General features: G+C 39.9%; 14 protein-coding genes and 6 tRNA genes. 11 read left to right on the top strand and 9 right to left on the bottom strand.

Annotated elements, in window-relative coordinates; genetic code table 11:
• Positions 1-126 precede the first annotated feature (126 nt).
• A complete protein-coding gene (gene folE / locus F3G86_RS00850) occupies positions 127-699 on the top strand; it encodes a GTP cyclohydrolase I FolE (RefSeq protein ID WP_004317386.1) in 573 nt (190 codons plus the stop codon).
• Entirely contained in the window at positions 696-2003 is a 1308-nt protein-coding gene (gene fliI, locus F3G86_RS00855; protein ID WP_107916249.1) for a flagellar protein export ATPase FliI, read from the top strand. Before folE ends, fliI begins: the two co-directional genes overlap by 4 nt.
• Positions 2004-3246: 1243 nt before the next feature.
• Here the strand turns inward: fliI and F3G86_RS00860 are convergent.
• From F3G86_RS00860 to F3G86_RS00880, 5 genes are read right to left on the bottom strand one after another with little or no spacing between them, the layout of a single operon-like run.
• Entirely contained in the window at positions 3247-4980 is a 1734-nt protein-coding gene (locus F3G86_RS00860; RefSeq protein ID WP_149722708.1) for an ATP-binding protein, read from the bottom strand.
• Positions 4980-6647 carry a fatty acid--CoA ligase gene (locus tag F3G86_RS00865; RefSeq protein ID WP_149722709.1) on the bottom strand — a complete coding sequence of 556 codons (1668 nt, stop codon included), beginning with the start codon at positions 6645-6647 and terminating at the stop codon, positions 4980-4982. Before F3G86_RS00865 ends, F3G86_RS00860 begins: the two co-directional genes overlap by 1 nt.
• A gap of 8 nt (positions 6648-6655) precedes the next feature.
• A complete protein-coding gene (locus F3G86_RS00870) occupies positions 6656-7900 on the bottom strand; it encodes an OmpP1/FadL family transporter (protein WP_149722710.1) in 1245 nt (414 codons plus the stop codon).
• The gene (gene nfo / locus F3G86_RS00875) at positions 7897-8748 is read right to left on the bottom strand and encodes a deoxyribonuclease IV (RefSeq protein WP_149722711.1); all 852 of its coding nucleotides are present in this window, start codon (positions 8746-8748) and stop codon (positions 7897-7899) included. Before nfo ends, F3G86_RS00870 begins: the two co-directional genes overlap by 4 nt.
• Positions 8745-9215, bottom strand: coding sequence for a hypothetical protein (locus F3G86_RS00880; RefSeq protein ID WP_149722712.1), 471 nt, complete (start codon positions 9213-9215; stop codon positions 8745-8747). Before F3G86_RS00880 ends, nfo begins: the two co-directional genes overlap by 4 nt.
• 65 nt (positions 9216-9280) lie before the next feature.
• On the opposite strand from F3G86_RS00880, the gene F3G86_RS00885 reads away from it, so the two are divergent.
• Positions 9281-9355 (top strand) — tRNA-Glu (locus tag F3G86_RS00885).
• A gap of 210 nt (positions 9356-9565) precedes the next feature.
• On the opposite strand, the gene F3G86_RS00890 is transcribed toward F3G86_RS00885, so the two are convergent.
• Positions 9566-11983, bottom strand: coding sequence for a bifunctional diguanylate cyclase/phosphodiesterase (locus F3G86_RS00890; RefSeq protein WP_149722713.1), 2418 nt, complete (start codon positions 11981-11983; stop codon positions 9566-9568).
• Entirely contained in the window at positions 11976-12839 is an 864-nt protein-coding gene (locus tag F3G86_RS00895) for a cytochrome-c peroxidase (protein WP_148815590.1), read from the bottom strand. Before F3G86_RS00895 ends, F3G86_RS00890 begins: the two co-directional genes overlap by 8 nt.
• Positions 12840-12985: 146 nt before the next feature.
• Between F3G86_RS00895 and F3G86_RS00900 the strand changes: the two genes are divergently transcribed.
• From F3G86_RS00900 to F3G86_RS00935, 8 genes are all read left to right on the top strand, one after another.
• Positions 12986-13417: a type II secretion system protein gene (locus F3G86_RS00900; RefSeq protein WP_107936158.1), complete on the top strand. Its 432-nt coding sequence runs from the start codon at positions 12986-12988 to the stop codon at positions 13415-13417.
• Between the two features lie 124 nt (positions 13418-13541).
• On the top strand, positions 13542-14012 hold the full coding sequence (locus tag F3G86_RS00905; RefSeq protein WP_149722714.1) for a type II secretion system protein: 471 nt from the start codon (positions 13542-13544) through the stop codon (positions 14010-14012).
• Positions 14013-14176: 164 nt separating this feature from the next.
• Positions 14177-14254 (top strand) — tRNA-Pro (locus F3G86_RS00910).
• Positions 14255-14263: 9 nt separating this feature from the next.
• Positions 14264-14340 (top strand) — tRNA-His (locus tag F3G86_RS00915).
• 6 nt (positions 14341-14346) lie between these two features.
• Positions 14347-14423 (top strand) — tRNA-Arg (locus F3G86_RS00920).
• 15 nt (positions 14424-14438) lie between these two features.
• Positions 14439-14515 (top strand) — tRNA-Arg (locus F3G86_RS00925).
• A gap of 14 nt (positions 14516-14529) precedes the next feature.
• Positions 14530-14614 (top strand) — tRNA-Leu (locus tag F3G86_RS00930).
• An 835-nt stretch (positions 14615-15449) separates the two neighbouring features.
• Positions 15450-15728 (top strand): hypothetical protein, encoded by a 279-nt coding sequence (locus tag F3G86_RS00935; RefSeq protein WP_149722715.1) that lies wholly within the window; start codon positions 15450-15452, stop codon positions 15726-15728.
• 457 nt (positions 15729-16185) lie between these two features.
• Here the strand turns inward: F3G86_RS00935 and F3G86_RS00940 are convergent, their stop codons facing one another.
• Both F3G86_RS00940 and F3G86_RS00945 read right to left on the bottom strand, forming a co-directional pair.
• Positions 16186-18624: a molybdopterin-dependent oxidoreductase gene (locus tag F3G86_RS00940; RefSeq protein ID WP_149722716.1), complete on the bottom strand. Its 2439-nt coding sequence runs from the start codon at positions 18622-18624 to the stop codon at positions 16186-16188.
• Positions 18625-18644: 20 nt separating this feature from the next.
• Complete coding sequence (locus F3G86_RS00945) at positions 18645-19214, bottom strand: hypothetical protein (RefSeq protein ID WP_149722717.1); 570 nt, start codon at positions 19212-19214, stop codon at positions 18645-18647.
• Between the last annotated feature and the right edge of the window lie 115 nt (positions 19215-19329).

Below are 19329 nucleotides of genomic sequence, written 5' to 3' on the forward strand. Positions count from 1 at the left end.
ATGAATACAAATTTTTAGCCCAAAATATAGCAGAATTTTCCTTATTTCATTGTAAATTTGTGAATTTTTATAGATATAAAAGGCGTTTTAACGTAGAATTTGGCGATAAAATTATGGAGAAAATTTATGCAAGAGAGTTTTGAAAATTCAGTTAAAAATATGCTAACTATCATCGGCGAAGATCCAAACAGAGAGGGGCTTATAAAAACCCCAGAGCGCGTTTATAAAGCTTTTAAATTTCTAACTAGCGGATATGATCAAGACCCAAAAGAAGTCCTTGGCGATGCGCTATTTACCAGCTCAAACAACGAAATGGTTTTAATGCGAAACATCGAGTTTTACAGCCTTTGTGAGCACCATTTGTTGCCAATAATTGGCCGTGTGCATGTGGCATACATCCCAAATGGCAAGGTCGTTGGCCTTAGTAAAATTCCACGCATGGTAAATATCTACGCCAGACGCTTGCAAATTCAAGAGCAGATGACCGAGCAGATCGCAAAGGCTCTTGAGGACGTTATCGCTCCAAAAGGCGTTGGAGTAGTCGTCGAGGCAAGGCACATGTGCGTTGAGATGAGGGGTGTGGAGAAGATAAACTCGACTACCACGACCTCTGCGCTTAGGGGCTGCTTTATCAAAAATGCAGACACAAGGCGAGAGTTTTTCTCGCTTATAAATTCGCCTAGGGAAACGCATTTTTGAGTTTAGAGCGTATAAATTCAAGGCTTAAAGAGGGCGTGAAGCTCTCAAATACCTTCGGCGTCATCACAAAGATCACAGCTACTACGATAGAGATCACCGGACTTCGCCCAAGTATCGGCGACATCGTACGTATAGTGGCAAAAGACAAGAGCAAAAACGGACTTGGCATGGTCACGCAGATAAAGACAGATGGCGCTTACATCAGCCCATTTGGCTTTGTCGAGGGCTTTAGGATAGGCGACTTTGTCTATGAGAGCGATCAGGGTATGAGCATACCGGTGGGGTCAAATTTGCTAGGCCGAGTGGTCGATCCATTTATGAAGCCCATTGACGGCAAAGGGGCGATCGATACAACTGAATATATGCCGATCATGAGAGCGCCGATAGATGCGATGAAAAGAGGGCTTATAAACGAGCCTTTTAGTGTTGGGATAAAGACGATAGATGGGCTACTTACTTGTGGCAAGGGGCAAAAGCTGGGGATTTTTGCGGGATCTGGCGTAGGCAAATCAACCCTCATGGGCATGATCGTAAAAAACACTCTTGCGCCGATCAAGGTAGTCGCGCTAATAGGCGAGCGTGGCCGTGAGGTGCCTGAATTTATCGAAAAAAACCTAGGTGGCGACCTGGAGGGCACGGTCATCATCGTAGCGACCAGTGATGACAGCTCGCTCATGCGAAAGTACGGCGCATTTTGTGCGATGAGCGTGGCTGAATACTTCAAACAGCAGGGCAACGACGTGCTTTTCATTATGGATAGCGTGACGCGTTTTGCGATGGCGCAGCGTGAGATCGGTCTTGCTCTTGGTGAGCCACCGACCTCAAAGGGCTATCCGCCAAGCTCGCTCACACTCTTGCCACAGCTAATGGAGCGCGCCGGCAAAGAGGAAGGCAAGGGCAGTATCACAGCATTTTTCACCGTGCTGGTCGAGGGCGATGATATGAGCGACCCGATAGCCGACCAAAGCCGCTCTATCCTAGACGGACACATCGTGCTAAGCCGCGAGCTAACGGACTTTGGCATCTACCCACCTATCAATATCCAAAACTCGGCCTCGCGTGTCATGGGCGACGTAATCGGCAAAGAACACAAGCTAAATGCGATGAAATTTAAGCGCCTTTACTCGCTTTTAAAAGAAAATGAGGTCCTACTTCGCATCGGCGCATATCAAAAGGGCAGTGACAAGGAGCTTGACCTTGCGATCTCGAAGAAAGAATTTATGGAGAGCTTCTTAAAACAAAGCTCGGAAGAGGCCTTTGCGCTTGAAGAGGTCGAAGAGTTGCTCGATAAGATCAATCAGTAAATTTCTGCATAAATTTGACTACTAAAATTTCATAGCCTTTTAAATTTATTATTAAAAAGATCGGTAAATTCTGCTTTTTTGGCGCGAAAAAGTGTTGCTATAAAAGTCGCGGAAGCGTGTTTGAAATTTACTGGGTTTTTAGGGCTAAATTTCATGAAGTGGGCGACATTTGTGTTATGAAAAATGCATAAAACGTTATAAAAAAGCAGTCATGTCCACGCTTCAAACGGCGGATAAATTTAAAATTCTTTGGTTTTGTGATAAAAAATGCAATAGTAAATTTGAAGCGGGCGAGTTAAATTTGTAACTGCATTTGTCTTGCTTGTCGCTTTTGCAAATTTGCATAGATAAAAACAAAATTTAATGCAAAAACATACGCAACTAGAGTTATGCACTTTGCACGCTTGATGTTTAAGGCATAGTGGATAAATTTCAAAATTTTGCGGTTTTTGGATTTTGCAAAGGTTAGGGTAGTAAATTTATGCTAGTGCCTATAAGTTGGCGTCTGCCATGCTGCAGTTTTTCGCTCAAATTTAATAAAAAGCAAAATTTCACACTTAGATCAGCAATCGTCGATAATGTAAAAAGTCCGCAATAGATGAAAAAGTAGGGCAGTTGAGAGCGGATAAATTTTTAAAATTTGAAACCAACTGCTTGTTTGCAAAAGGACGCAGTAGTAAATTTAAGGCAAGTGAGTTAAATTTATGCAAAAAGCCTATGGGTAGGCGTCTATCCTATTGTAGTTTTTGCCAAAATTTAATTGTAAAAATTCCACGTTTAGTTTGGCAAATACCGATATTTTAGACTTTGCTTTGTGACGCAAAGCGTATATTTAAAAAAGCGTAAGAGAATTACGCCAAAGATCAAATTTGTTTCGCATTTTCTATAAATTTTTAGTGGTAGGCTTTGTGTAAATTTGACTATAAAGGCAAATTTGATATCCGCGCTTTTGTCTTTGTGATGACGTAAAGCCTGTAAGATACTTTAAAAAGCCAAAAAATAAAGCTTTTTATCCTTGACAAAGTTTGAGTTTATTTTCACACTTTCGGTGTTATTAAAAGCAAAATCAAAATTTCACACTAGTAATCACCCGCTTTTTTCATCGCCAAAGATTAAATTTATCTCGCATTTTCTGTGATTCTAGTGGCGACGCTTGTCTAAATTTTATTGAGTGAAGCAAATTTTTTATAAAGGTCAGTAGCTTTTTGTAGCGTAAAATAAAATTTATAAAATAAGATAAGGCTTAAGAGCCAAATCCCATCTTTTTATCCTCGCCAAAGCTTGAATTTAGCTCGCGCTCTATCGTGGTTTTGAAGTCCTCAAAGGTAAAAATCCCATCATCTTTTATAGCCACTTTCAAAGCGGTATTTTTTAGAGCAAGGACGATCTGTGCGCCACTTAGGTTAAACTCAGCCAGCCTTTCTACGCTAAAGCCATCTTCAAAGCTCGCATTTTCAGGCAAAATTTTACGCCAAATGGCAAGCCTGCCGTTATAATCGGGCTTTTTAAACTCGATCTTGTAGTCAAATCTTCTGGAAAACGCCACGTCAAGGCTTTGTAAGAAATTTGTTGTAGCGATCAGCACGCCTTCAAAGCGCTCGATCTGCTCTAAAAAGATATTTTGCATTTGATTGTGCATCTTTTCAGCCCCGCTCGAGCTCTCCACTCTCGTGCTTAAAAACTGATCGGCCTCGTTTAGCAAGAGCACCGGCTCGCTGCCACTTTTTTTGCAAATTTCTTTGTAAGTGTCAAAAATTTTTCTTACATTTTGCTCGCTCTCGCCGACATATTTGCTTAAAATTTTTGAGCAGTCAAAGCTTAGAATTTGCTTCTTTAGGCTCTTTGCAAGCCCAACTGCGCTCATGGTCTTACCAGTGCCAGGCTCGCCATAAAAAATGATCTTGGCGTCTATATTTTTTCTAGTTTTTATCCCCCAGCTGCTAAGTCTAGCTAGCACTTTTTTATCGACCTGCTTTAGTATCGTGCTTAAAAGCTGCTTTGTCTTCTCATTTAGCACGACGTCTTCTAGGCTAGTTACTGGCTCTATTAGCTCAAAAATTTCTTGCTCTTTTACTAGGCTTTCGATCTTGATTTTCTTGCTGTTTTTGTCATTTTTTGGGTGCATTATGCTTTGCAAAATTTCTTCGTTTATAAAAAAGCTTTTGCTCACATTTCCATAAGCGTTTAAAACCTCGTCGTAGTCGATTAGAGCGCCCTCGATGAGCCTTGAGCCGTCCTCTAAAAGAGTGCGATTTTTGATGCGTTCAAGCTCATCTTTGCTTATTAGCCCAACTAGCGTGTTTAGGTCACGGCCGTTTTCAAAGTCGCCCGCATACTCCTCTTTTAAAAGGGCTAAAAATATGATCTGCTCTTTTTCATCAAGTGAATTTTCTTTAAAAATTTGCTCTATTTTTAGGCTAATCTTGCTTAGTTTTACGCGCTCGTTTATCCGCTTTGTAAGCTCAGAAATTTGCTCATTTATGCGCTTTTTAGCGTCATTTGAGCCACCTTCAAATATCGCAGCCTTTGAGTAAAGCTCTATCTTTAAAAACTGATCTTTTAAATACTCCAAATGATCTTCATAAGGCGCAAGTTCTGGTAAATTTATATCGGCGTTGCCATCTTCAAGTATCTTTAAAAACGTGCTTGAAAGTGAAATTTCAGAGTGAAGTAGCGAGAGTAGCCCTTGGCTTGAGCTTTTTTGCGGGCTCTCTGGCATTTTAAAAAGGCCGTAGTTTTGCACTATCCAGCCGCTATCTAGCAAATTTTTTATAAATTTAAGGTATAAAAGCTGCTTGTCATTTTGTGTGCCAAAAACAGCTCCAAGTAGCTCAAAAACGCTCATGCTAGCTGTGCCTTGCACGTAGGCTTTGCTTAGGTATTTTAAAATTTCTCCCTCTTCATCGCCGCACTTTATAAGCTCGTAAATTTTACTTTTTTTGAGGTCTTGGTTTAGAAAATCAAGCAAATACTTCACTAAATTTTATCCTTTATCTGCTCTTTTAGCACACGTTTTAGCACCTTGCCAGTAGCGTTTCTAGGCAGCTCCTCGGCAAAATAAATGCTTTTTGGAATTTTGAAATTTGCTAAGTTTTTCTTTAGATGCTCTCTAACCGTCTTTTCATCAAGATCCATGCCATCTTTTACCTGTATGAAAGCTACGACCTCTTCGTCTGCATGCACGTCTTTTACGCCAATCACTGCTGCAGCCTCGACTGCTTCAAGCTTGTAGATGACCTCTTCGATCTCGCGTGGATAGATGTTTATGCCCTTTGATATGATGAGGTCTTTTTTGCGATCAACGATGTAGATAAAGCCCTCTTCATCGATCTTGCCAAGGTCTCCAGTCTTTAGCCAGCCATTTATGATGGTCTCATCTGTCACGCCTGGCATGCCGTAGTAGCCTTGCATGACGCAGTCGCCTTTTACGATGATCTCGCCGATCTGGCCGACTGGTAGCTCCATCATCTCATCATCTACGATCTTGACCTCATAGCCATTTAGCGCAGGGCCAACGCTTAGAAGCTTTTGCTTGTCAAATAAATTTGCCGCTACGACTGGCGAGCATTCGCTAAGGCCGTATCCTTCAACTAGCGTTGCACGCGGGAATTTCACTCTAAAATCATCTATCGTTTGCTTAGCAAGCGGAGCAGCCCCACTTACAAATAGCCTTATGCGGTTAAACCATCTAAAATACCAAGGAATTTTTGCCTTGCCGATGGCTGTGTAGATGGCTGGGATACCCAAAAATACAGTAACTCTTTTAAGTAGCGTCTGTTTTAGCACATTTGAAAATGGAAAGACTGATCTTACAAGCACCATAGAAGCGCCCGCATATATCGGTAAAAGCACCATCGCTGTGAGCGTAAAGCTATGAAACATCGGTAAAAATACAATAAATCTATCGCTTTTTTTAACCTTAAAACGCTCATGAGCGCCGATGACGTTTGAGAATATATTTTTATAGCTTATCATCGCACCCTTTGGCTTGCCTGTGGTGCCTGAGGTGTAGATGATGTGCATGAGATCGTCTATTTTAGGGTATTTCGTGATGCTTAGAGTGTATTTGTGATTTAGTGCTTCGCTGAAATTTACATTTTTTACAACGCCGTTATTTTCATAATCCTTGCTCATATCCTCTTTTGAAATTTGTGGTGTTGAAGACAGATATGCGCTCTCGCCATACTCCTCATCAACGCTTACATAGTCGTCTTTTGAGGCGCTTTGAAGTTTTTTTGGCGTTTGACCGATCCAGATGATCTTTCTTAAAATTTCAAGCTCGCTAAGTGCGATTAGCTCCTTTGCAAGTGAGCTAGAGGCGAAAAGCACCCTTGCGCCGCAGTCGTTTAAGATATACTCAAACTCATTTGTTTTTAAAAAGGTATTCATCGGCACTGCGACCGCTCCGATAGCCGTGATAGCAAGGTATGAGATGATAAATTCTTTTGAATTTGCCACCGCCATAGCCACTTTGTCGCCAAAATTTACTCCACAAAGCTGCAAGTAAGCTGCCACTTTATCGACGTTTTGCTTTATTTCGTGGTATTTTAGCTTCTCTTTTTCGTCAAAGATCGCTATCTGGTTTGGACTCTGCTTTGCTACTTTGGTCAAAATTTCATAAAAATTATTATAAGAGTATTGCATTTTTAGCCCTAGAAAGAGTATTTAAATGTCATTGCAGCTATCTGAACGCTACTTGCGTCAAATTCGCCAGACATTGAGCCAGTACCGTTGCCAGTACCATTTTTTATACCTGTCGCACGCTTTTTGTCTCGGTGCTGATAGAGATAGCCTAGCCCTAGCTCTAAATTTGGCGTAAATTTATAGTTTGCTCCAAACGAATATGCCTGAGAGGTGGTGTTTGGAAGCTCTAAGCCAGTATGCTCGCTGCTAGTGATATCCTCATCGTATGAAAAGCCAGCCATTAGCCTAAGTTTTTCATTTACGTCGTAAGCAAGGCCTATCCTATATGTGTTTGTATCTTTTGCATTTTTAACAACCGGATCGTCCATAAACATTTTAAAAGCAGGGTGGTGTGAATGAGCTGCCGTCTTATCATCATATTCAAAGTCATAATCTTTAAATTTAGACCAGTATGTCCTCTCGAAAGCTAGCAAAAGGGTAAAATCACTAAATTTATATCCAGTAGCAAGCACTAGCTGTGCAGGTAGAGGGATCTCAACTCTTGTTTTGCCATGATAGCTTATAGACGCTAGCGGTCTGTTAAAATCAGCATCAGCACTACCTTTAAGCTCTAAATTTACCTTCGAGCGGTAAGTCACCGCAAAGCTTAGATCCTCGATAGGTCTATATGTAAGAGCGACGTTGTAGCCGTAGTTTATGCCATCACCTTGTATCTCTCTGTAGCCAAAACGTCCAAAGTCACTTGCTATCTTGCCCTTGCTATAAACGCCTCTAGCGCCCAGAGCAATGGCAAGTTTGTCATTTATGCGGTAAGCCACGGTTGGATTTAGCTCGACAACTTGTAGTTTAAACCTCTTGCCAGTAAAAGCAGTCTCTGGATCCTCCCACGAGATACCAACGGCTGCAGGCACGGCAAGGGCTAGTCCAAATCTCCAGTTTTCATAAATTTCTGGCGTTACAAAGCTAAATGTGCCAGCTAGTGAGTCAAATTTCTCTGAGCTGTAGCTCTTGCCACCATCGCTTTTAAAGTCGATGGAATTTATATGAAACCAACCAAGCGTGCTTTCAAAATGGTGAAGCCCGTCTAAAAACATCATATTTGCAGGGTTAAAATAAGCTGCATCAGCCCCAAAACTAAAGGCTACGTTACTAGCAGCAAGCCCCAAAGAGTCAGCACTTTGCTCAGGGACCTTATAACCCCCAGCATTTAATAAAGAACACGTCGCAACAATGCTTAAAAGCACTCTTTTCATAGCTTTTCCTTTTCTAGGTTTCTTAAAATTTTGATCTCATCTTCCCAAATACTCTCGTCAATCGTCTCTAAAATCAAGGGAATTTCGCCTATTTTATCATCATTTATTATATTTTCAAAAGCGCCAAGCCCAAGCTCGCCCTTGCCAAGGCTCTCATGCCTATCTTTTTTTGAGCCAAGCCCAAATTTAGCGTCATTTAGGTGCATGCCAGATAGAAATTTATAGCCGATGATCGCATCAAATTCGCCCATCGTCTTAGCGTAAGCCTCTTTGCTTCTTAGATCGTACCCAGCGGCAAATGCGTGGCAAGTATCGATGCAAACGCCAACCCTGCTCTCATCGTCTGCTCGCTCGATCAAATACGCCAGCTGCGCAAAGTCAAAGCCTAAATTTGAGCCTTGTGCGGCTGTGTTTTCGATGACAAGCTTTACGCCGCTTGTTCGTTTTAGCGCTTCGTTTATGCACCTAGCGATGTTATCTAGGCACTCATTTTGGCTTATTTGCTTTAGGTGTGAGCCAGGGTGAAAATTTAAAAGCTTTAGTCCAAGCTTGCTAGCGCGCTCTATCTCATCGATAAAGGCTTCAAGGGACTTAGCTCTTGCCTCTTTTTCTGGATGGCCTAAATTTATGAGGTAGCTTGCATGTGGCAAGACGTGATCGGCGCTTATGCCAGAGGCTTTTAAATTTGCTTTAAACTGCTCTATCTCGCCCTTGCTTAGCTCTTTTGCGCTCCATTGGCGCTGATTTTTTGTAAAAAGTGCAAAGGCATTTGCTCCTATTTTTGCAGCATTTAGCGGCGCATTAAATACGCCTCCAGCCGCACTTACGTGAGCTCCTATGTATCTCATTTTAACTCTTTTATTATCACTTTTATTTTATTTTTGCTGTCGATAAATTTGACGTAGTTATCGCAAACTTCGTATTTTATAAAATAAGAACTTAGATCTTGTCTAAAGCCGCACTCTGTGGTGCTTAGATCCTTGCCGTCATAAATTTTTTGCCTTTGCAAAATCTCTTCAAAAAGGCTTTCATAGTGTGGCGCTAGAAAAAATTTCTCGTTAAATTCAGTCTTTTTAAAACAAGCGCCATTTACGCAAATTTTGTCTTTTATATTGATATTTGCGGTATTTACGCCAGAGCTATAAATTTGCAAATTTAGATCATTTTTATAAATGTGAAAAAATCCAACATCATTTATCTTTATCATCGGAGAAAATAAAGTGACCTGAAAAGCTTGCGATCTTTGCGGTGTTTTAGTCGCAACACAGCCTGATAAAATGAGAGCAAATAATAAAATAAGTGAAAATTTCTTCAAAGGTTTGTCCTTTTATGTAAATTTAAGTTAAAAAGTAATATAATCCCAACTTCATAACCGACCGTGGCCCATTCGTCTAGCGGTTAGGACATCGCCCTTTCACGGCGGTAACACGAGTTCGAGTCTCGTATGGGTCACCACTTCTAAAAGACAAAATCTTATCCACATAAGCTTTAAAATCTAGTTAATCCAAATTTCAAGCTTTTTAAAAACAAATTCTTAAATTTTCGTTTTGTAAAAAGAGATCAAATTTCACGTCTAGCAAAATTAAAAAAGAGGTTTTGTGCGAGTATAAAAGTAAAAAGCAGTTAAATTTAGCCTTTTAATAGGCTTTAAAGTAACTGCAAAATTTACATCTGATGTGGCTTGCCTAGTAAAAATCCCTGTGCGTATGAAATTCCAAATTTCTTTATATACTCTAAAATTTCCTCGTTGCTCACAAACTCAGCCACGATCTTATAGCCTTGTCTTCTAGCAAAGCTCACGATAGTCTCAACCAAAACTCTTGCGTTTTCATCAGTTGGTAGCTTTTTAATGATCGAGCCATCTATCTTGATGTTGTCTATATCAAGCTCTAAAATTCGGTAGTAGTTAGAGTAGCCAGAGCCAAAGTCGTCGATTGAGATTTTACATCCATATTTTTTAGCTCTTTTTATAAATTCATTTGCCATGGCGTAGTCGCTAAGCTCTTCGCTCTCTAGCATCTCAAAGCAAACTCTACTTGGATCTGGACAGCTCTCTAGCTTCTCATCTAAAATTTCTCTAACACCTGGATCTGTTAGATCCGAGCTTGAAAGGTTGATAGAAAATGTATAGTCTGGATATTTTTTCACTAGATCAAAGGCTAGAGCGATCACCTTTTTTGTTATCTGAAGATAGAGTTGCGTTTTCATCGCGATCTCTAAGAACTCGCCTGGGTAGCGGATCTTACCGTTTTGATCGACTATACGCACCAAAACCTCGTAGTATTTTGCCTCTGTCTCATTTTCTTGCACGTTAAAAATTCCCTGACACTCGACTATCACCTTGTCGTTTTCTAGGGCGTACTCGATGAGTTCGGTTATGAGTTGGTTTTTATAGTATCTCATCTCGATCGCATCGTTTTCTAGATAGTAGTAGATCTCGTTGCCGCTATCGCTTGCTTGTTGATTAGCTAGGATTGACTGCATTAGGCGGTTTGTTTGCGGTGTGTCATTTGATAAAGAGACGCCAAGAGTTATCTTGATGCCAGGTAGGTTTTCAAATTTACCATCTATCTCGATATTCATTCTACTAAAGTTAAAATACTCTTTTATAAAGCCGATATCTCTAACGATGTCATCGCCTTGATACCAGATGTAAAACGCATCATCTTGAAACCTAAATAGCTCAGCATTTATAGAGTAGGTATCAACGCAGAGTTTTAGCGTATTTGCCACCGCTTTTAGCATGGCTTCGATGACCTTGTTTTGGTAGAAAAATCTTAGCATCTTATAGTTTTTGATGCTTATGCTGATCAAAATTCCATCTTTTTTCGCCTCTATCATCTCAGTTAGGGCAAAGTAGTTACCAAAGCCAGTTAGCTTGTCGATTGAGGATTGAATTTTTATCTGCTCATTTTTTTGAGTTAGCTCTTTAAGCATGCTAAGCTCTTTCGTCCTATCAAGCTTTATAGCCATGTAGCCCTCTAGCTTGCCTTCAAAGAAAAATGGCGCAAAACGCACCTTCTCATAGAGCAGTTTGCCACTTTTTGTCCTGCTTATTAGCTCGTCGCTCTCCCATGAGATGTGCTTATTTATAGCATTTCTTATCTCAGCGTAAAAGCTCTCTGGGTGCATATTTGATTTTAAAATTTTAGGACTTTTGCCGACAACATCTTTTAGTTTATAGCCAGTTTTTGACTCAAATGTTTTATTTACATATAAAATTTTATTGTCATTGTCGCAAAAGACTATCGAGCTGTGTCCTGCATCCACTGTCGTTTTTAGTAGTTTTATCTGCTTTAGCTGTTTAGTTAGCACCCTTGCTTGGTAAAAGGTCAGTGCGCAAAATAGCACGAAGCTGATAAGACAAAGCACTTGCATTATCACTATATTTCGTATCATTATGCTGTAAGAGGCTAGGGTATCATCTCTAAATTTTCTTAGCTCTTGTCCAAGTTTTAGATCAACAGAGTCTTTAGCTATGGAGCTTAGGTTTTTTGCAAATTCAAGCGCGTAAGTTGCCTTATTTAGCACCAAGATCGCTTTTGTGTCGTTTTTGTAGGTATCTTTATATTTTTGTATCTGCTCTTTTGTTTGATTTAGCGTCTCAGGGCTGATTATGGCTGAGCTTTTTATCGCGTGAAATATCACATTAAGTGCATCTAGCTTCTTCTCTGATGCTATTTCAAACTCACCTGATAAGATATAAGCAGCCATTGATGAGCTAGCGTAGTTTGACCTATCTACAAGCCTTTGTTTTTTTAAAAAGTCGTCGTTTATGACCTTTAAAGTTTTGGCATTTTTCTCTTGGTAAAAGACATATATGATCTCGTTTAGCTCATCAAGTCTGGTTAAATTTTGATCAAAACTTTTTAAATTTTTATTTACATCGTCGTAATTTAGGCGAAGTACGTTATTTTCTAAGCTAAAGCTTAGCTCGTTATCTAGCAAGATAAGGCTTAAGATCGTATCGTTAAATTTACTAACAGCAGTAACAGCTCTATTTGCCATATAGATGTAAGCTGAGCTAAAGAAAAAGACGATCGCTAGGACGATTAAGATGATATTTGCTTGTCTTTTATTCATTTAGTATCCTAGGTCTGCGTCCATTTAGCGTTTGCAAAAATTTATAAATTTGCCCCAACTCTTCGCTACTTAGTGTGTGGATTAGTTGATGATAGCTCACAAAGCCTATGACCTCTTTTAGATCACTCATTTCGCCACTACTTAGATATGGAGCTGTTCTTGCTACATTTCTAAGTGAAGGCACACGCATAAGGCGCCTGCTCTCACCTGCATCCTTTAAGCCCACGTTTTGCATCAAATTTCCACCTAAATTTCTACCATTATGGCAAGCCACACAGCCTACTTTATTAAAGAGCTCAAAGCCTTTTTTTGCCTCAGCGTTTATGGAGTCGTCATTGCCAGCTAGGTACTCATCAAATGGCGAATCTATGCTTAAAATAGCCTTTTCAAATTCTGCCAAAGCACCTACTATATTTTCATAGTTTATGCCATCACTATATGCATCATTAAATAAAATTCCATACTCGCCTATGCTTTTTACTTTTTTTACTATCTCATCTTTGTTTGAATTTAGCTCATTTCTAGAATTTATCGACTCTTTTACCTGATCTTTTAAGCTTCTTACCCTGCCATCAGTAAAAAATAGAAAATTTAAAGCCGAATTTAGCACGCTAGGTGGGTTTATAACCCCTTTTTGGCTGGTGTAAGATGAGTTTGTGCCACTTAAATTCCAGTATAAGTTGTGGCAAGTTTCGCATGAGTAGTTTTCAGTGGTGCTTAGCCTTTTGTCAAAAAAGAGCTTCTTACCGATGTAGGCTTGTTTTTCGTTATATTTTGATGAAAGCACTGGCTCAAATGATGAATTTGCGCTCAAAATGCAAAAAGATACTACCATCCAAAATAAAACTTTTTTCATAAAATCTCCATATTCTTGAGCGTCATTATAGCGGAATTCTTTTTCATAACTACCAAATCGGCTAATTTGTAAAAAATTTAGCTTTTATTTGCATTTTGAAAAAAATGTTGTATAATCCGCCAAATTTTTAATTTCAAGGAGGAACCATGAAAAAAGGTTTTACAATGATCGAGTTGATCTTCGTGATCGTGATTTTAGGCATATTAGCCGCAGTCGCTATACCAAGACTAGCTGCAACAAGGGATGATGCAGAGATAGCAAAAACTGCTGCAAATATACAAACATTTATTAATGATTTGGGTTCTTATTACACTTCACAAGGTGAATTTGCCGATGCTTCTAAAATGTCAAACGTAAAAAGCCCGATAAAAATAAAAAATAAAGACGATTGTTTGAAAATAAAAGCAGGTACTGGAAATGCAACAAGCGGAGAGATAGGACTAGAAATAGGAGTAAATGGTCTTTGTGCAAAAGTTTGGGAATTACCAGGTTTAGCAAATGTTAAAACATTAATTGAAAGCAGCGACAATAAGACAGCCAACACGCTTAAATTTGGTGGCATGGGTATAAAATACTAAAAATATATAATTTTTTGGCAAGGAAATTCCTTGCCACTCTTCTTTAACTTAATTTCAAAATTTATCTTTCATTTATAAAAATTATAGCTATAATCTCGCAACTTCAAATTTCAAGGATGAAGTAATGAAAAAAGCTTTTACTATGATTGAACTAATTCTCATTATAGTTGTCATCGGTGTATTAGCCGCGATCGCTATCCCAAGGATCAGCGCTACAAGAGATGATGCGGTCTTAGTAAAGACTATGGCGGAGATCAGAACCGCTATAGAAGAGATAAATGCCTACTATATATCACAAGGCAAACTAGCCCTTGATACTACAAACAATAAAGTGAAATTTAAAGAGATGACAAATGCTGGGGTTGTGGATAGCTCTGGCGATCTTGGCTTTTTTGCTAAAAATGAAAAGTGTATTTCATTAAAATTCTTTAATGCAGATCAAAGCTGCTTAGGAGTAGATATCAGCGAGCAAGGCCTATGCAAAAAGCTTTGGGAGGCTCCAGAATTTAAGCGCTTTAGCCAGACCATGATAAAGCCAGCACAAGGAGCATTGCCAGCTCATATCAGCTTTAGTGCTGTTCGCATCGTCTTTTAGCTAGATTTTTATCAAAAGCTTTAAAGTCTGAAATTTACACTTAATTCTTGAAATTTTATAAAAATAAAGTCCAAAACTAATTTTTTCTTGACAACAATAACATTTTTAGATACAATGCGACTTTTTAATGAGGTAGTGGCATAAACTTACAAGCACGACTCAGGCGGGGTGTAGCGCAGTCTGGTTAGCGCATCTGGTTTGGGACCAGAGGGCCGAAGGTTCGAATCCTTTCACCCCGACCATGTTAAATGGTGAGTGTAGCTCAGTCGGTTAGAGCATCAGATTGTGGTCCTGAGGGTCGTGGGTTCGATTCCCATCACTCACCCCATTTTGGGCGCTCGTAGCTCAATTGGATAGAGCGACAGACTTCGGATCTGTAGGTTATGGGTTCGACTCCTATCGGGCGCGCCACTTAAAAGACTTTATGCGCTCATAGCTCAGCTGGATAGAGCAACGGCCTTCTAAGCCGTAGGCCTCAGGTTCGAATCCTGATGGGCGTACCACTTATTATTGTTGTGCGGATGTGGTGAAATTGGCAGACACGCCAGACTTAGGATCTGGTGCCCCACGGCGTGGAGGTTCAAGTCCTCTCATCCGCACCATCTTTTTAAATCTTTTTAAAATCCCCAAAAAACTCAATTTTCATTTGAATTTATCAAATTTGCTTATTTAAAATTTAGTAGAAATTGTCATTTATCAAATGACCTGCATTAAATTTATAAAATTTATAGATCAAATTTTATGCTATTAGAAACAAAAAGATAATAAAAACCTAGAGCAAGTGCGGTAGTGTTTAGGCTACCGCTTTTAGCAAAATGCTTAAAGGCGCGCGTTGATCTGACTTGATGAGATATTTTGAGCCATTTTTGATGAGTTTGATAACATACTTTTGGCTTAATCAGTATCGATCAGTGCGGGATAGAAAGATCGGTTGGTTGCAGACTAGGCACTATTGCTAAATTTGAGCGCAAATTTTAAAAATCCAGGGGCTAAATTTAGTCGTTTTGGGCATAAAATTTAAAAACGTTAAGGACGCGATGCTTAAAAAACAATAGAGGTAGTCAATTTGAACTATTAGGTAAGCATAATCTTGTGCGGTTTGTGGCAATTAGTCGTAAAGTCTAAAAACATAAAATTTTAGTGCTAAATCTAGTTTTTGGGTTTAAATTTAAAAATTTGGACGCTGTGATTTCAAATAATAAAATAAGCCAAATTTGAAAGGTGGGCGGTAAATTTATCGAGTAAAGAGGGCTTTTTATAGGTTGCATGAAGGCAAGGTTTATCAATGTAGTGAATTACTTGCGGTTGATATGCCCACTAAATTTAACTACAAAACCAAATGAGATAGAAATTTATGGCTAAATTTGTTTGCTAGGGCTTAAATTTTGAAGCCACGATACTTAAAAAGAGACCAAATTTACAACGAAAGCGCTAAATTTGAGCTACCAGAAAAAGATGCTTTTTTATGGTTTATGTTCTGGCAATGCCTTGATAGGTCGCGATATAAGGTGGATAGTTGCATTTGATACGCGCTTACTAAATTTGACTATAAATAGAAATTTACGCCTAAGTTTAAACATTTCGGGAGCTAAATTTAAAAAGATAAAACAGGATAAATTTGCAAAAAGAAGTAATAAATTTGAACTACTAGAAAATGCTGATATTATGTGCGAGGGCATTGCTTGTGGCTATCTACATGCAGTTGATTATAGTTGATGTATTCTCATCAAAATTTTTAATAACATAGAATTTACGACCAAATTTAACTATCTCAGGAGCCAAATTTAAGAGTAAAAACAAGGTGTGAATTTGTACTATTAAAAATAGTTGCCTTGTGCTGGTTGCAGTGTTTTGATAACTAGCGACAATGAAGTTCGTTGTGGCTGATATACTTTCATTAAATTTGACTATAAAACATCATAATATAGAAATTTACGACCAAATTTAAGTCGCTTCGGGCTTGGATTTAAATTCTTACTACCAAATTTATTAGCCAAAGTGATAACTAAATTTGTGCTGGCCGAGAAATTTGCCCAGCAAGTAGTTTGTTTAAAATATTTTTGTTTTTAGAAGCTAGAAATTTATTGTGGTTGAAACTTTAGCTATTTGTAGATTTAAGCAGTACATATACGTCAAATTTAGCCCCCAAGCGAGGGCTAAATTTATATAAATTCTACAAAGATTGCAAAATTTTTGGTTTAGAAAACGCAGTGATCGGTTTGATCTCGCCTTTGTATTTTTCTAAATTTACAAGGATAGTGTGTCCGCAGTTGCTTTGAGCGATGCTAGATGTGCCTTTGTCGCGAGTTAGGACATTGACGCAGCCATGCTTGCAAAGACTCTTCTCGCCTAGCACTTCAGGGTCGTACCATGCGCCTTCGCAGATAGCTATAACATGCTCTGGAATGATATCGGTGACTAGTGCGCCAACCAAAATTTCGCCCCTGTCGTTAAAGACTCTCACCACGTCGCCAGTTGCGATGCCTTTTGCTTTGGCGTCATTTACGTTTATTAGCATTGGCTCGCGCGCGCATACTTCAGCGTAGTTTCTGATTATTGAGTTATTTAGCTGTGAGTGGAGGCGGTATCTTGAGTGTGGGGTTGTGACGCTAAATGGATACTTTTTGGCTTTTTCGCTGCCAAGCCACTCAAACGGCTCGATCCAAGCAACGTGTGGCGCAAAGTCTTTGTAGCCAAATTTGGCGATAGTTGGAGAGTAGAGCTCTATCTTGCCAGATGGCGTGCCTAGGCGGTTTTTGTGAGGATTTTCTCTAAAAGCACTAAGCCTTGTGTAGTATCTGCTAGCTTCGTCATCTTGCTCAAATCTAACATATCCCTCTTTCCAAAACTCATCAAAGCTTGGCATCTTGACATTTATGCCCTTAGCTTGCTCAGCTGCGTCTGCGTAAAATTCTTTCGCCCAGCCAAGCTCATCTTTGCCCTCTGTAAAGACCTCTTCTCTGCCCCAGCGTTTGCAGATTTGTGAGCAGATCCAGTAATCGCTCCTGCTCTCGCCCATAGGCTCTACGACAGGCTTGTAAGCCACGATGTACTCGTTTGTAGGCACGCTTTGGTTGATGTCATTTCTCTCGACTTCAAGGGCTACTGGCAAGACGATGTCGCTTAGTTTTGCTGTGCTTGTCCAAAATGGCTCAGCTGTTATTACGGTGTCAAATTTACGCCACGCTTTTACGGCGTTATTTACGTCTTGATGCCTTGTAAACATCGATCCAGACGCCATGTAAGCCACTCTCATGTGTGGTAGCTTGATCTTTGAGCCGTCATAGTCTATCTCTTTGCCAGGGTTTTGCAAAGCCTCGATCGATCTTGAAGATGGGATGGTGACATTTTTAAATTTCTTCCAAGGAGCGCCATCTACGTTGTCGTATTTCTCGCTTATGCTAGTGCTGATGCCTTTTAGTGACGGAGCGATCTTGTCTGTAGCGCCATTTGAGTAGTAGTTAAACTCAAAGCCAAGACCCTCTTTGCCTATCTGACCTAGCATCGCACTAAGCGTTACTATGCCCCAAAAGCCCATCTCGCCGTGATCTTGTCTTTGAAGTGATCTGCCTGCGATGATGACGCTTGGCTCTTTTGCAAGTGCTGTTGCAAATTTAGCGATATCCTCAGCTTTTACGCCACAAATTTTACTAGCCCAGTTGATGTCTTTTACCACCTTGTCGGTTGTGCCAAGTAGGTAGTCTTTAAATTTATTAAAGCCAACTGTGTATTTTTTGATAAATTCTTCGTCATAAAGCTTATTTTCATATAGATAGTGGCACATGCCAAGCATCATTGCTACGTCGGTATTTGGACGAACGATGATAGCTTCAGAGTCAAAGTATCTTGTGGTGTCGTTTTTAAAGACGCAAACGCTATAAGTTTTTATGCCTGCCTCTTTTATCTTTTTGATGCCAAGATAGCCATCATGTGTTGGCGGTTGCCATGAAATTTGACCAGTTACAAGCGGGTCAGTACCCCAAAATACAACGTTTTTAGCGTTTTTAGCGATAGCCTCCCACTTTGTCGGCGCGTCATAAACGGCGCTGTTGCCTAAAACGTGAGGCATGATGACAAGGCCAGCTCCAGTTGAATAATCGCCACTCTCTTCGACGTATCCGCCAAGCACTTTTAGCATCCTGTGACCAACAGCCCTGCCCCAGCTGATCTTACCGCTGCCGCCCCACCAGTAGCACTCGCCGTAGATGCTCTCAGGGCCATATTTGTCGAAATTTTCTTTTAAGGCTTTTGCTGCTAGATCAAGCGCTATGTCCCAGCTAACACGCACAAATTCCTCTTTGCCACGAAGCTCGCTCTTTGCTGCGCCTTTTGCCTTTAGGTAGCTCTTTCTTACGTATGGATAGAGCACGCGGCTTTCGTTTTGGATGAGGTCTGGCAAGCTGTTGTTCATGGTATTTGGGAATTTATCGCCCTCAAATGGATCGACAGAGACGATTTGGTTTGAGTTGGTATTTGCCCAAAATAGGCCAAATCTATTTGCGCCAAAGGTCTTGCTTTGATCAAAGATGGTCTTAGTCACGCCCTCTATCTTGCTTGCTTGCGCCGCTGTGGCAGCAAGTGCAGAAAATTTTATAAAATCTCGTCTTTTCATATTTTCTCCCTTATGAAAATTTATTTTACTTTTTTGGCATTGTGTTGTAGGTATTTAAGCACTAAATTTAGATCAGTTTCATCAAGTGCAACAAATTTCGCATCGACCATGCCAGATAAATTTGCTGGCCACTGAGCGGCTGTGAAGCTATTTGGTTCGTGCAGCCTGTGACATGCTGAGCAGGTCTCTTCGTAAATTTTCTTAGCCTTTGCGTAAAGCTCTTTTTGGTTGCCACCAAGCACGTCATTTGGCACTTCATAAACGCCATCAGCTTGGTACCAAACCTCGCCATAGTCATCTTCAAGATCTTTTACTTTTTTGAAATTTGCCTCGCTCTCGTCATCAAAAGCTACAAAGACTTCAGGGTCTTCTACGCTTCTTTGAAGCTGAGCCAAGTAGTTTGCCGACACTACACCACTAACCTTGATCTTACTCGTTTTATCGCCTTTTTCTAAGACTTCAACTGGAGTTAAAACCTCGATCTTACCGATCATCTTGCCATCAAGTGTTATGTTTGCATCTTTTGCGATCACATCAGCACCAAAGGCAAGACTACAAGCTAGCACTGGGGCTAAAAATAGCATTTTCATTTGACAATCCTTAAAAAAAGAAATTAAATGAATTTTATAACCAGCATGCTTAAAATTATATTGATATATTTAGAGAAAAGTAAGTATTTTAGGGGATTTGAAAGGGCTAAAGTAA

The organism is Campylobacter concisus, from assembly GCF_902460595.1.
Taxonomy (GTDB): domain Bacteria; phylum Campylobacterota; class Campylobacteria; order Campylobacterales; family Campylobacteraceae; genus Campylobacter_A; species Campylobacter_A concisus_BL.

What these genes read in the sequence shown, in the direction of transcription:
- nfo (WP_149722711.1), bottom strand. Translation starts at nt 8,748, where the DNA reads ATGAGATACATAGGAGCTCACGTAAGTGCGGCTGGAGGCGTATTTAAT.
- F3G86_RS00890 (WP_149722713.1), bottom strand. Translation starts at nt 11,983, where the DNA reads ATGAATAAAAGACAAGCAAATATCATCTTAATCGTCCTAGCGATCGTC.
- folE (WP_004317386.1), top strand. Translation starts at nt 127, where the DNA reads ATGCAAGAGAGTTTTGAAAATTCAGTTAAAAATATGCTAACTATCATC.
- F3G86_RS00865 (WP_149722709.1), bottom strand. Translation starts at nt 6,647, where the DNA reads ATGCAATACTCTTATAATAATTTTTATGAAATTTTGACCAAAGTAGCA.
- F3G86_RS00900 (WP_107936158.1), top strand. Translation starts at nt 12,986, where the DNA reads ATGAAAAAAGGTTTTACAATGATCGAGTTGATCTTCGTGATCGTGATT.
- F3G86_RS00945 (WP_149722717.1), bottom strand. Translation starts at nt 19,214, where the DNA reads ATGAAAATGCTATTTTTAGCCCCAGTGCTAGCTTGTAGTCTTGCCTTT.
- F3G86_RS00870 (WP_149722710.1), bottom strand. Translation starts at nt 7,900, where the DNA reads ATGAAAAGAGTGCTTTTAAGCATTGTTGCGACGTGTTCTTTATTAAAT.
- F3G86_RS00895 (WP_148815590.1), bottom strand. Translation starts at nt 12,839, where the DNA reads ATGAAAAAAGTTTTATTTTGGATGGTAGTATCTTTTTGCATTTTGAGC.
- F3G86_RS00905 (WP_149722714.1), top strand. Translation starts at nt 13,542, where the DNA reads ATGAAAAAAGCTTTTACTATGATTGAACTAATTCTCATTATAGTTGTC.
- F3G86_RS00940 (WP_149722716.1), bottom strand. Translation starts at nt 18,624, where the DNA reads ATGAAAAGACGAGATTTTATAAAATTTTCTGCACTTGCTGCCACAGCG.